The following is a 12,941-nucleotide window of genomic DNA, read 5'->3' as shown; positions in this document are numbered from 1 at the left end:
CAGCGCAAACGATTTACATCAAATTCTGCTCACGGAACCCCTGCGACGAGGTTAAAGAACCCCACCGCTCGTGTCGTAAACGGGAACACGGGGAACGGCGGCGATGATCGCGCATGAAGCGCGACGCGCGGCCGTACAAGAAAGCAAGCGCAGCAGGGGAATCGACGTGAATCGTCAGCAATCGTGGACGCGTACAGCGGCGCCCGGGGAAATCATTTACTCCGAGGGCTTTGCGGGTGAGCCCGTCATCTTCTTGATCACCGACGGCAAGGTCGAGCTGTCCACGCGATGCGACGACAAGCGCGTCGTCGTCGCGACACTCGGCCGAGGCGAGTTCTTCGGTGAATCGGCGTTGCTCGCGGCCGAGCCCCGTGCTCATACCGCGAAGGCGCTTTCATTCTGTCAGCTCACGGTCGTGCCGGCCGGCATGCTCGATGAGGAAATCGAGCGCGTGTCGGCGCTGCTGCGTCACATCGTGCGGACGATGATCCGCCGCGTGAAGCGCAAGGACGACCAGCTCGCCACCTACACGCATGCCGACTTCATGCCGGGCGTGCTGTCGTATGCGCATGTGCTGGCGCTGATGGCGGGCGGCGATGCGCGCGATGGCGGCGACGCGTGGACGCGCCGGCCGATGCAGGCCCATGCGGCCGAAACCTCGGTGCCGCTCGCCGAAGTGATCCGCAAATGCCGCGCGATTGCCGGCCACTCGCGGCCGCACGTGCTTGCGATGCTGCGACGCATGGAGAAGCTCAATCTCGTCACGATCGAAGCGGCGCAGGCGGACCATGCGGGCGGGGCAGTCGACTATGCGTCGTCGTCCGACGCACGCCAGGTCGTCACGTTCGACGCCGCGCGCGTGATCGATCGCGCGCAGCAGGTGGCCGATCACGATCTCGACCTGTCGATCAACAGCGAACTCGAGCTCATCGAGCTGGCCGATCTCGAAGCGCTGATCGGTGTCGAGAAGACGATGCTGCTCAACAAGCTGTCGAATGGCGAGATTGCCGACGAAGTGTTCGCGTTCCGCAAATCGAAGGTGCTCAGTTACGTCGAGCAGAAGGGTGTCACGTACTTCTCGCGACGCAATGCGCGTCGTGGAGAGGTGCGCTCGCTGGAGGATCTCGTGTCGATCGACCAGCGCACGCTGTTTGAAGTCATCAGCGCGTTCGATACCTACGATCTCGCGAAGCTGATCGCGAATCTCGACGATCGCGCGGTGGCCGACAAGCTGTTTTCCGTGATGACCGAGGCGCGGCGCAACGAGGTGTCGTGGGTGATGCGCCGCGAGCTCAAGCTCGATCCGGTCGAAATCGAGGATATCGAGCAACGCGTGCTGGATGCCGTTCGCGCGGCGAAGGCGCCGGCGGCGGGCACAGCGCCTGTCGCATCGGCATCGGATGCATGACAAGGGGGCGCACATGGACCTGTTGACCCTGGCCGGTGTGGTGCTTGGTGGTGCGGCGATCGTGTTCGGTTTTGCGCTGGAAGGCGGGCATTTCTCGATGCTGTTCCAGTTCGAGGCGCTCGTGATCGTGCTCGGCGGCACGCTCGGCGCGGTGATGATCCAGAACACCTGGGCGCGCTTCTTCGACGCGGTGAAACAGCTGCGGCTCGCGTTCGTGCGGGCGCGCGAAGTCGATCGCAAGAACCTGTCCGACCTGCTCGAATGGGGCGACCGCGCGAAGCTCGACGGGCTGCTCGCGTTCGAATCGATGGACGTGAGCGGCATCCATCCGTTCGCGCGCCGCGGGCTCGAATTGCTGGCGAACGGCGTGTCGACTGCCGTGCTGGAGGACGCCTTGCAGCGCGAACTCGATGCCTACGAACGCAGCCGCCTCGCCGCCGCGCGCGTGTGGCAGCAGGCCGGCGGGTACGCGCCGACGTTCGGCATTCTCGGGTCGGTGCTCGGCCTCGTGCAGGTGACGAGCCATATTCTCGAACCGGCGCAGCTCGGGCCGGGCATCGCGGTTGCGTTCATCGCGACGCTGTACGGGTTGGCGTTCGCTAACCTCGTGTTCCTGCCGCTTTACGGCAAGCTGCGCGCGCAGATCGACAGCGAGCTGCGGTTTCGCAAGCTGTATCTCGACGGCTTGCTGGCGATATCGCGCAAGGAATCGCCGCATACGATCGAGACGCGCCTGACCGGCGACGTGCGCGGGCGCGCTGCCGAATCGCTCGCGTGATGCGCGTGTGTCGTACGACGAACCCGGATTTCCAACCGCATGACTGCTCGAACTGACGGTGCATCCGCTGCCGATCGCGACGACGACGAACTCGAAGGCGCGCAATCCGGCCGCTGGCTGATTTCGTACGCGGACCTCATCACGACGCTGATGGTGCTGTTTCTCGCGTTGTACGTGCTCCAGCTCGCGAAATACAACGCGCTCGACGCGCGGTACCAGACGCTCGCGCGGCATGCCGAAAGCGCGGCGAGTGCATCCGCTGCCCCTGCCGTGACACCTGAGCACGCACCGCCGTGGCTCGCATTGCTCGATTCGTTGAAGTCGAACGGCCGGATCTCGCTCGTGAAAGCGCCGCATGGCGTCGAGATCGGCATCGACGCGAAGATCCTGTTCAACGTCGGCGATGCGCGCTTGCTGCCCGATTCGTCGCCCGTGCTGAACCAGATCGCGCAGGCACTGAGCGATCACGCGACCGGCGACATTCTCGTCGAAGGGCATACCGACAGCGTGCCGATCGCGAACGCAAAATACGAATCGAACTGGGAGCTGTCGTCGGCGCGCGCGGGGAGCGTCGTGCGCTACCTGACCGAGCGCGGTGTCGCACCGCACCGGCTCGCGGCGATCGGGCGGGCCGATACGCAGCCGCTCGTCGCGGGTGACGATGCGGCCGCGCGGGCGCGGAATCGGCGTGTCACGATCTTCGTTGCATACTGATTCGCGCTGAATTTTCGTTGTTCGTGCATCTATAAGCGGCCGCATATGTCCGCCTGACAACGACATAACGAATCTCGCATGATGAGCATGTGAAATCAGCGATGCGCTTCTGCGCGTGCATGCCGATAACCCAATCTGGCTCAGGCCGAGCGGTTATCGAGGGTTCCCCATGCATTTCTGGCGCAAGCTTTCCATACAGAACAAGCTGATTCTCAGCATGACGAGTTGCCTGCTCGTGTTCGTCGCGATCTCGAGCGGACTCAGCATCCGTCTGATCGGCAACGCGGTGCGCGATCGCGTCGTCCGCGAAGAGCTGCCGACGGCCGTGAACGGCATCCGCGCCGACGTGCAGCGGCAGATGGCCGGGCCGATCGCCGCGTCGCGGATTCTCGCGCGCGACGCGTTCCTGCTGCAATGGGAAGCAGACGGCGAACCCGACGCCGGCACGCGCAACTGGATCCAGCTCGCGAAGAACGTGAAGGACGAGCAGAAGGCGGCGTCGGTGCAGTGGGTGTCCGTGAAGAGCGGCAACTACTACAACGAATCCGGCCTGCAGCGGAAGGTGACCGACAAGGATCAGTGGCTGACCGGCTTCCTGTCGTCCGGCAAGGCGTTCGACGTGAACATGGACCGCGAGGTGACGGTCGGCGGCTACATGATGTTCATCAACAGCCGCGTTGAACTCGATGGGGTGCCGATCGGTGCGGCCAGCATGAGTTTGTCCGTCGATGCGCTCGCGAAGGGGATTGCTGCTTACCGGATCGGTGAGACCGGGTTCGCGTATCTCGTGCGTCCGGACGGCGCGATCATGATGCATCGCGATACGGCGCTGATTGATGGCAAACATTTCATGAAGGATCAGCAGGGGTTGCCGGGGGATGCGTCGTCGACGCTGCTGGCTGGTCAGCCGTATGCGTACCTGAGCTATAACGGCGACGGCGGCGAGCGGTTCATCGCGACGTCGTTCATTCCGGAGTTGAATGCGTATGTCGTTGTCGAGGTGCCGCAGGCCGAACTGCTCGGACCGGTGACGCGTGCGATTCGTAGCGCAGCGCTGGTTGCGGCGGTGGTGGGGCTGGGTGTCGCGTTGCTGGTGATCTGGCTGGTGGGCCGTGCGATCGCCGCGCCGATTCGCCGGGCGGCGACGCTGCTGTCGGAGATCGCCAGCGGGCAGGGCGACCTCACGCGTCGCATGACGGTTGAGAGCCAGGACGAGATCGGACAGTTGTCGGATGCGTTCAACCGGTTCGTGTCGTCACTGTCGACGCTGGTGCACAGCATTCGCGCGGCTTCCTCGTCGATTGCGACCGGGTCGGCGCAGATTGCGACGGGGAATGCGGACCTCAGCGAACGCACCGAAGGGCAGTCGAGCAACCTGGAGCGCACGGCTTCGTCGATGGAAGAGATCACGGCCGTGGTGCGGAACAACACCGAAACGGCAACGACGGCCGCGAAGATGATCAACGGCGCTTCCGATACGGCGGCGCGCGGCGGGCAAGTGGTGGGTGAAGTCGTGACCACGATGCAGGAGATCAGCGACGCGTCGCAGCGGATCTCCGAGATCATCGTGATGATCGACAGCATCTCGTTCCAGACGAACATCCTCGCGCTGAATGCGGCTGTGGAAGCGGCGCGGGCAGGGGAGCAGGGGCGCGGGTTCGCGGTGGTGGCTTCGGAAGTGCGGAATCTGGCGCAGCGCAGCGCGCAGGCGGCGAAGGAGATCAAGGCGCTGATCGAGCATAGCGCGGGCACGGTGAATACCGGGTCGCGGCTTGTGAGTGAGGCCGGGAAGGTGATGCGTGACGTTGTATCGCAGGTTCAAGGCGTCAGCGCGATGATGAGCGAGATCGCTGAAGCTAGCTTGGAGCAGAGTGCCGGTATTGATCAGATCGGGGACGCGGTGCAGTCGCTCGATCAGATGACGCAGCAGAATGCGGCGCTGGTGGAAGAAAGCGCGGCGGCTGCCGCGAGCTTGAAGCAGCAGGCGGCGGAATTGACAAGGCTGGTGTCGGCTTTCAAGGTGGATGAGTAAAGTCTGATTCGCGATTTAGAATAAGGCGTTTCTGAGGGACGGCTGCCGTGGGGTCACGGCAGCCGTTTTTGTATGTTGGTGCGGGATTTGGTAACGCTTATAAAAATGAAACGCATTTCCAAGTGGAAGATCGGGGTGGGGGCGGCGGTGCTCGTCGCGGTAGCGGCTGCGGTGGCGGCGAAGGTGATTGCGCCGCCTACCGATTCTTATCTTGCCTATCGGAAGAAAGCCGTCGACGCGGTGACAGCAGCGCGGATGGAAGATCAGGCGGATCTGGACAAGAAATACACGGCTGAGGTGAATGCGCGGCTGGTTAAGCTTGTTGGAGCGGTTAAGGCGAAAGGTTTCTCCGCGAAGGCGGGGAGTACCGTGGAGACCCTCTACATCGACAACGGGATGACGCCCGGGCCGGATGGACTGCTTTTGAAGTCGAATGACGGGAAGGTGAATCTCGTTGTGACGACGGTTCCGCTTTTGAAGGCCTGGGTGGCGACGGCGGATGCGGGGATCAAGTCGGCGGATGATGTTGCCGTTATCTTCGATAACGAGACGTTTCACACCGACGTGCTCGGTGGCGACGCTGCGGAGTTTCGGTTTGCGGAATTGCCTGTAAAGCGGAAGCCGGCCGATGCGGTGGTGAAGGCGTTGCTGCTGGGTGATAGCCAGGACGGGATGCCGGATGGGCCGAATACGTTGATGGTGTCGATCAGGCAGGGTGCGCGGGTTTATATCCTGTGGCGGGATGCGGCGTTGCCGACGATTGTCGCTTGCAGTGCGGGGCACGTGGCCGAGGAGCAGCGGCCAGCCTGTTTTGCGCAGCAATTGCCCAAACAGAGGCGCTATTCACGGTTTGTGTCCGAAGCGCAGGCGATGGTCGATGCGGTTGTTCAATAGGATGCAATTGTCTTGATGGTCGTTGAGTTGAGCGATATCACGAGGTGATTGGATTTGCTCGGTTTTTTGAGAGGTTCGACAGTACCGGAGACATCGCCGACAATCAGCGACTGAAGACCGGATCGTCATCTATGTCGAGCACTGCTTCGTCGCCGGGTACTTCAATTTCTTTTTTTGCCCAGTTTCGTCTGCCATGACTATCGCTTTCGAGTCTCCCGACCAACCCGACGTGATCGCCCTCATCGCCGATCTGGATGCGTACCAGGGCACGCTGTACCCGCCTGAGAGCCGGCACGCTCTGGATATCGCGTCGCTGAAGCAATCCAATGTGCTGTTCGCCGTTGCGCGGGACAGCGAAGGCAGGGCAATCGGGTGCGGGGCGATTGTCCTCAACCCGGAATACGGCGAATTGAAACGGATGTATGTCAGTCCGCGCGGGCGCGGGAAGGGTGTCGCGAGGAAGCTTGTGACTATGCTTGAGTTACGAGCAGTCGACTCGGGTTGCGATGTGATCAGGCTTGAGACTGGCCCCTATCAACCTGAGGCGCTGGCTTTGTATGCGTCTGCGGGTTACCAGCATCGGGAACCGTTTGGTGATTACACGGACGATCCGTTGAGTGTTTTCATGCAGAAACACATCGCGTCCTGAGGGGCAGGCTCAAGTGTGTTGCATCGACGGGTTGAGTCCTCAGCCATGAGCCGACACTCGGCGTAATAGGGCGAGCGACGGCTTCAGGTTGAAAACGGCCGCCGGTGTCTAGGGCTAGGCTCGACTACCGCTTAGATCGCTTATCAGCGTGTGAGTCACACAACTAAGTTGTACAAGTCGAGACGCGATCTGACAGACACAGTCAGATCAGGTCGCGAGGGGCCTCACCATTTTCGAGGCAAAGGGCGCCGAGTGACCCACTTCGGTCAGACAACTTTCTCCAAACCGGTCAGTCAGCCAAATCCAGATTTTGCAAATTGGAGTGCCACTAAGCGGCCGTTGTCTGGGCCGGCGTAGGCCCCAGAAGGGCGGCCGCATCCACGTACACTACAGTAACCGGGCACTCGGGACTCCACCGAAAAGATAAGTGCCCGGCCAATCCTGCCTTGCTCGGATTCGCTCCTACTTGGAGAACAGTGCGACTACCCGTTCAAACTCGAGACAGGTACCCCCTTGTTCAAATAATTTGATGATCGGTCTGTATTGCTCAGCGACCTTGTATTGCTTTAGGGTCGCCTTTTTGGGGTCTTGATAATCGACTATGACCTTATTCTTTAGAAGCGTCGAGAGCAGTTGGCCTGTGAATAGTCTAGCGCGCACGTCGTCTTGCTTCTTGGGATAAAAATTGCCTTGCTTATAGAAAAGTTTGAAAAAATTTTGCAATTGGCTACGCATTTCGTCCATCGCCTCGGAAATCTCTTCGCTCCTTCTATTAATTAAATCGGTGATGTCCGATGTATCGCAACTTTTATCAAACGTATGCGAGAAAATCCGCGGCCGAACCCCCTTTCTAGGATCAAGACTCACGAATACACAATCCTGAAAACGTGTTTGATCATCGATTAAGCAATCCCAAAAGCACTCATATCCTTCAAAATGTGAATTTCTTACTGTTTCTCCGCGGAAATCAAAGACGGGCCTAGCGCGGTCAGACGCAGTTAATCCAACAATGAAAGCTCCATTGATGCAGTCATTAACGAGGAATAGTTGCTTTAGAAGATCCGTGCATGCAGCAATATCAAGCGATTGCGAGCGCTCGCGATACATTGAAAGTAATAACGTGAAAACACCTGAAACGGCAGATCGCAAACGCCCGGCCTCCACCGGATTCGCAGTCTCCAACCTGATTTTGAGGTTGTCAATGGTCTCAACCGCGAACAGCATCAAGTCATCGGTAAGCTCTATCCGTTTGCAGACAGAGCGGCTAAACTCATTGTCGAATCCGACGTATGTTCCAAGAATTTCCACGACATTCGAGTTCAATTTCATAACGTCGGCCTCAACGAGATACCGATATATGTAAAGAGCCTTGAAGTATTCGTAAAAAAAATCATACCGAAAACTTAAACGCTTCTCGGAATATGATAGCAATGGATGTGAAACTAATTTCTCGACGAAATTTTCAGAAACTTTGTATGATGTTGAATCTTCAAACAGGCGCTTTACATCATACAGGCTGACGTATCCATGAGGCGACGCAGAAAAATCAATAAGAAAATTGATTTGTTCGTCAACGCTGTAGTTGTCAAGTTTTTTGATTTCACGCTCGCAGACGCTTCCAATTAGGAAATCGCTAGAGATGGATGAGGGGCGCAGCATTGCAGTGGGATTCGTCAATGAAACTGACTCTTCCCCGAACTCAGTTTTATGCTTGATCAAATAAGCAATTAGGTCTAGCACGTATGGAATGTAAACGGCCTCACCTCCGTTTGTGCTCACTTTCTTCAATGCAAAGCGATCGGCCATTTCCATGGCGCGACCAACTTTCGCGTCATTTTCTTCAAAACTTTTCTTAAAGAATTCTTTTGCAAGTTCTGTGTTAAATGGTTTGAGTGTTATCTCGCGAATTGCATCGCTTTTGTTTATATCTAGCCAAAAATTATCGCGACAAGTTAGAATTACCTTCCCGCGTTCCAAATTGTTGCAATAGTGATTGACAATCGAGGCGATAAATCCGGAAATATCGAAATTTGAACCTAACTTCGCGATTACTTCATCTATGCCGTCAAGAACGATAAGCAGGCTGCCATTATCTACGGACAATTTTAGTAATTCTTTTGAGAAATTCTTGTTACTAATTTCAGCCGGGTCATTTTGAGCCAAATAGAAGTCGTACAGATCGTCGATCTTCTTCTTCGCGCGGGCAGATTTCAACAAACGATCGATGATATCGTTTGAGTCGATAAACAACAATCCAACATCTTTGTCGATATGGTGGACCGTATCGAGAAATTGCTTAACGAGGGTGGTCTTCCCTATGCCGCCGTAGCCTTTGATGACCATGACGGGTATCGCAATTGAGCGATACCAGTTGCTCAAAATGCTAAGCGCGGCATTGTCGCCGTCGATTTCTTCGGTCGTCCGGCTTTCAACGAAAATTTGCTGATTATAATTCTCGAAAGGCTGAATATAGTCGCCGTAGAGAAAATTTCGACCGAACTCCTCAATGAAGAAGACATGCTCGGTCTTGAATGCTGTGCGGAAATTTTCCTTTCGCCGTTCGCCGTCTATTTGAGCTGGCTTTTCAGTCAAAACGATAGGGGGATGGGCCGCATCGAGTAGCTTATTCGACTTTAGATAGCCATAGGTCTTTTGCTGTGCCGATTCTTTAGGTACGTAAAGGAAATAACGGACTGCGCCCAATGCTTCGCTAACGCGAAAAAGCTCAAAAGCGATGTTTTCGGACCGATCCCGATGGATTTTGGGGTAGCCGACGTCAATCGAGAAACTCGCATTTTGTTCTATATATAGCTGTACAGTGTTCGCGACGCTCCGCTCCTTTTCCGGAATACTGGAATCGGACGTCGTAATCCGCGTGGCGCTGTATCGGTCAAAACCCGCCTTCAAGTGGTCAATTTCCTGGGGACTGGCTAGACGGATAGAGTCACTTGATTGTCCTTTACGAACGAGTACCGCGCCCGCGTCTAAGGTCCGCGTTTTCGTCGACAGTTCAGCACGAAGTTCAGTGATGGCAGTTGGCGAAGGGATTCGGAATACGAGCAGTTGATTGCCGTCGCATTCGATCGTTGCGATCTCAAGCTTCAGTAGTGGCGGAAAAATCAATTGCTCAAGACGCGTCGTTACTCGTTTCTTAAACTCGCGTAGATCTTGCAGCGCTTTAATCGACGCGACGTCCACGTTAAAGGTTTTGCGTAATTCTTCACAATAACCCACGATCAAGTAACGATCTTCGCCAACAAATCCGTCGTATCCGTTGCAAAGCGCGATCAAGTCCTTTAGGAATTCACCCCACTTTGGGCCTAGGTCGGCATCAGATTCTGACCAATACCAATCTCGTTTGAATTCCAACACCGGCGACTCATCCCTCTCTAAGAGAGCACTCAATTCCTCGGTCGTCAACATCCCTCGATTCCTTTGTTCTTAACTAGATAGGTCGCGCGAGACCGTAGATTCGATATGGTACTATCGGCGCGTGCCGTGTTTCGCAGCAAAAAGTTACTTTGTGCACATTATATCGGCATCCGAGCCAATAACTTTAAAGTGCCTGTCGGTTCGGTCAACGTAGCTTGTCGCAAGGAATCGAACCGAGATGTTTATCGTGAGGGCGTCCCGACGGAAAGGCTGTGTAACCGGGACGTCGTAGATTTCTGCGGGTTTCGTCGTAGAAAACGCTAAGGATACCGGTCAAAAGAAATTGAAGTCCAAGATGGGATTCTTCGCCACGATGCTTGAATCCGACGTACTCGGCCTTCGTCAGTGGCATATTAGGGCGACGTTTAAAGATGCTCCACTCGTCCAAAGCACCTATGAAGCCGATCAACTTATCGAATGTGATGTTCGATGTCTGCGAATAGGCAGCGCTGAGCTGAGCAAATATCCAATCCAACGTGTCAGTCCGCGATTTCTCGATCTTCGATCCTACCGAGACCAGGGCGAGGTAAGGTCCGCGTGCCTTGTCGGTAAGATCGTTGGAGTTGAGCGTTTCGCACAGAGCGGCAGCATTAATTAACGCCTCGCACTCGTTCTTTATATCTTTGTCATTAAGATGTTTCTTGACAGAAATAACTCCCACTACCCCTTCCGGCGGTACAACTACACTTTTTCCAAATCGCTGAAATACTGGATAATTTGCCGAGTCGAAGACAATTATGTCGAGCTGTGTTGAATGACTGTCGGATTTGTCCTTGCGCTCTCTGCCGCTTTCGCCCGTTTTCACGGCGGGCCGCAGAATGAACCCAGTGAGAACTTCCAATCCCTTAGGTAGAAAACGACTTAGATATTCACTCACCAGGTCCTCAACAAATCGACCGTCTTCACCCTTATGCTCCGCGCCAGCAGTGTCGGGGGAAGGGATCAGCGTCTCAAATTGCCTATACGTCTTGACGAGGGCGTCGACTTCGCTGGACCAGTAGTCCTGAATTCGTTTTCCATCCATATAAAACGGGGCCTCAAAATTTTGTTATGGACTTGGTAGTCCCGATTTTGTCAGATTGGGTTTCAGTCGGCGCGCCCGTGAGCGTCTTTGAAACGTCGCGTACGCGTGGAGCAGACCAACGAATGGATATCTGACATCGGCTGTCCAATCAAGTCTAAATTTCTACAACTAAGTCGCAGATTCGATTGCCAAGAGCCAGAAGAAACTCAGCAATATCCGTCGTTTCTGCTCGTGTGATGGATTGCTTTTGGTTGCTCACCGGATCGAGATCGGCCTCGTGCACTATCGCGTTTCGACGTGTAGCGATCAGCTTCTGCTTGGTTTTGGCGTCGCCGTCGGACATTCCAAGGCCAAGAGCAATTTGCTGCCATTTTTGTTTCTCATTCCAAATGTAGCTCAGGCCATCGGCGATCTTCGTCGGATCCTGAAACGACAATGTACTAAGCTTTTCGCGGACGATTTGTTCGAAGCGGACAGCTGGTGGCGGAACTGCGCTGGTAGTGAGCGAAGACAGATGCTGGATAGCTATTGCCTCGCTCATGTACTTGCCCGTGGGTGGCCTTTGGTTCTCGAATATCTTCACCATGCCGATGCGGATCAAGTCATGCATCAGCTTGTCGAACGCGCTGACCGCGTTGACGATCTGCGAACGCAGAAGATCATCAAACTGTTCGGGAATGTTAACCACATTGCTTAAGTGGTCGTAGACAGCGCCGAGTTCGTTGACCTGCTGGATGTTTTTATGAAAGACCCTCTTCGCATTTAGCATGGCTTCAGCCCATGAGGCCCCGAAGCGTGACGGCAACACCATCGAACAGGCCCCGAATTTGCTCACGCTTCTCGATCGCGTTGGCTAGCACAGGGCCTGTGTAGCCGACAAAGTCCGCGTCTTGTAGCGCGAACACAGGCACGCCAGCTTCGTGGGAGCGCGGCAGTAGGGCGCCGAAGTCTGGAATCTCCTCCAAGCAAAAGCCCGCCTCAGACAGGGCGGCCGGATAGTTGTTTTCGGGTAGCGTGAGCCCAGCAGTTTGGAGTGCGGGGTACAGGTGGTCCTTGGTGATCGCCTTGATCTCGCCAATGTTGTCACGGTATGGAGCTGCCGCGCGGCCTTTGCGCACGTTGAAGCGCTGAATCACAGTGCCGGCAAATTTCGGTAAGCCCGGTCGCAGCGGATAGGCTGAGTCCTGGAACACTGCCTCGTTTGCCACTTTCCAGTTCGCCCAGCGCGGCAGGATGGATTCCAGTGTCTCCAACGCCATGATGGAAAACGGATCTGGATTGGTTGGAATTAGGAAGAAATCCGAGTTTAAGAACAGATTCTGATTGATTGCGCTCAGCCCAGGGTTGAGGTCGATGATGGTGTATTCGATCTTGTTGGCCTCCTCAACTTGGCGAATCAGTTCGTCGAACGCACCGGGTAGGTTTTGCAGAGTTGCTAGCGCATTGGAGTTCTGCGCGAAGGTCAACGACGCGTCGTATTCAGAAAGCGTAGCGTGGCCAGCCAGCAGGTGCACACGAGGCTGAGCGGCGGGCGACTCGCAGGTGACAGGCTGGATAGGACTGGGCTTGCCCTTGAAGGCCGCCGCGACACCGTCTTTGATGTTTTGAAGTCGCGTCGCATCTTCTAGGTAGTACGCGTCGAAGCCATCTCCAAGTATCAAGCTGGAGAGATTGCATTGCGGGTCAGCGTCGACCAGCAGGACTTTGTGTCCTTTCTCGGCGAGCATCCATCCTAGGTTGTAGACGGTCGTGGTTTTGCTGACGCGCCCTTTATGGTTGAACAAGACTAAGCGCTTTGCCATTCTGAACTCCTAGAAATATAAATCGTATTAGCTGTCAATTGCGATATGCCTGATACCTCTATCATGCCTCGGATACTGGGCTAGAAACTCTGAGGTAGTTGACAGGCTACCGCGACAACTCGAACGCCGATTTGCGGCTCGCTCGGTAAGGGCAGTACAGTCACCGTCGGTGACGGGACGAATAGCGACTTACTGTAACCGGCACATG

General features: G+C 56.0%; 10 protein-coding genes. 6 read left to right on the top strand and 4 right to left on the bottom strand.

The genetic code is table 11. The features are described 5' to 3' along the window. Window positions 1–166: 166 nt before the first annotated feature. The 6 genes from BCO18175_RS01620 (at window position 167) to BCO18175_RS01595 (ending at window position 6,475) form a co-directional block, all read left to right on the top strand. Window positions 167–1,408 (top strand): cyclic nucleotide-binding domain-containing protein, encoded by a 1,242-nt coding sequence (locus BCO18175_RS01620; protein WP_174979070.1) that lies wholly within the window; start codon window positions 167–169, stop codon window positions 1,406–1,408. 13 nt (window positions 1,409–1,421) lie between these two features. Continuing rightward, window positions 1,422–2,186 (top strand): flagellar motor protein, encoded by a 765-nt coding sequence (locus BCO18175_RS01615; protein ID WP_089453483.1) that lies wholly within the window; start codon window positions 1,422–1,424, stop codon window positions 2,184–2,186. Between the two features lie 39 nt (window positions 2,187–2,225). Further along, window positions 2,226–2,900, top strand: a complete 675-nt coding sequence (locus BCO18175_RS01610; protein WP_174979069.1) for an OmpA/MotB family protein — start codon at window positions 2,226–2,228, stop codon at window positions 2,898–2,900. 169 nt (window positions 2,901–3,069) lie between these two features. Continuing rightward, the gene (locus BCO18175_RS01605) at window positions 3,070–4,932 is read left to right on the top strand and encodes a methyl-accepting chemotaxis protein (protein WP_174979068.1); all 1,863 of its coding nucleotides are present in this window, start codon (window positions 3,070–3,072) and stop codon (window positions 4,930–4,932) included. A 105-nt stretch (window positions 4,933–5,037) separates the two neighbouring features. Beyond that, window positions 5,038–5,826: a hypothetical protein gene (locus tag BCO18175_RS01600; protein WP_174979067.1), complete on the top strand. Its 789-nt coding sequence runs from the start codon at window positions 5,038–5,040 to the stop codon at window positions 5,824–5,826. Between the two features lie 193 nt (window positions 5,827–6,019). After that, window positions 6,020–6,475, top strand: a complete 456-nt coding sequence (locus tag BCO18175_RS01595; RefSeq protein WP_174979066.1) for a GNAT family N-acetyltransferase — start codon at window positions 6,020–6,022, stop codon at window positions 6,473–6,475. A 462-nt stretch (window positions 6,476–6,937) separates the two neighbouring features. Here BCO18175_RS01595 and BCO18175_RS01590 read toward each other — a convergent pair whose 3' ends face one another. The 4 genes from BCO18175_RS01590 to BCO18175_RS01575 all read right to left on the bottom strand — a co-directional run bounded on the left by BCO18175_RS01590 (window position 6,938) and on the right by BCO18175_RS01575 (window position 12,733). Further along, window positions 6,938–9,898 carry an ATP-binding protein gene (locus BCO18175_RS01590; RefSeq protein WP_174979065.1) on the bottom strand — a complete coding sequence of 987 codons (2,961 nt, stop codon included), beginning with the start codon at window positions 9,896–9,898 and terminating at the stop codon, window positions 6,938–6,940. Window positions 9,899–10,052: 154 nt separating this feature from the next. Next, complete coding sequence (locus BCO18175_RS01585; protein WP_174979064.1) at window positions 10,053–10,931, bottom strand: DUF6602 domain-containing protein; 879 nt, start codon at window positions 10,929–10,931, stop codon at window positions 10,053–10,055. Between the two features lie 154 nt (window positions 10,932–11,085). After that, complete coding sequence (locus BCO18175_RS01580; protein WP_217483895.1) at window positions 11,086–11,766, bottom strand: HEPN domain-containing protein; 681 nt, start codon at window positions 11,764–11,766, stop codon at window positions 11,086–11,088. Continuing rightward, entirely contained in the window at window positions 11,705–12,733 is a 1,029-nt protein-coding gene (locus BCO18175_RS01575) for a ParA family protein (protein ID WP_174979063.1), read from the bottom strand. Before BCO18175_RS01575 ends, BCO18175_RS01580 begins: the two co-directional genes overlap by 62 nt. Window positions 12,734–12,941 lie beyond the last annotated feature (208 nt).

The organism is Burkholderia lata (assembly GCF_902499335.1).
Lineage (GTDB): Bacteria > Pseudomonadota > Gammaproteobacteria > Burkholderiales > Burkholderiaceae > Burkholderia > Burkholderia lata_B.
Note: the sequence above shows the minus strand (reverse complement) of the source record. Positions and strands in the feature narration are given on the sequence as shown.

Excerpts from the sequence above, each read along its gene's own strand:
- BCO18175_RS01615 (WP_089453483.1), top strand. The coding sequence starts at position 1,422 with ATGGACCTGTTGACCCTGGCCGGTGTGGTGCTTGGTGGTGCGGCGATC.
- BCO18175_RS01610 (WP_174979069.1), top strand. The coding sequence starts at position 2,226 with ATGACTGCTCGAACTGACGGTGCATCCGCTGCCGATCGCGACGACGAC.
- BCO18175_RS01605 (WP_174979068.1), top strand. The coding sequence starts at position 3,070 with ATGCATTTCTGGCGCAAGCTTTCCATACAGAACAAGCTGATTCTCAGC.
- BCO18175_RS01600 (WP_174979067.1), top strand. The coding sequence starts at position 5,038 with ATGAAACGCATTTCCAAGTGGAAGATCGGGGTGGGGGCGGCGGTGCTC.
- BCO18175_RS01595 (WP_174979066.1), top strand. The coding sequence starts at position 6,020 with ATGACTATCGCTTTCGAGTCTCCCGACCAACCCGACGTGATCGCCCTC.
- BCO18175_RS01590 (WP_174979065.1), bottom strand. The coding sequence starts at position 9,898 with ATGTTGACGACCGAGGAATTGAGTGCTCTCTTAGAGAGGGATGAGTCG.
- BCO18175_RS01585 (WP_174979064.1), bottom strand. The coding sequence starts at position 10,931 with ATGGATGGAAAACGAATTCAGGACTACTGGTCCAGCGAAGTCGACGCC.
- BCO18175_RS01575 (WP_174979063.1), bottom strand. The coding sequence starts at position 12,733 with ATGGCAAAGCGCTTAGTCTTGTTCAACCATAAAGGGCGCGTCAGCAAA.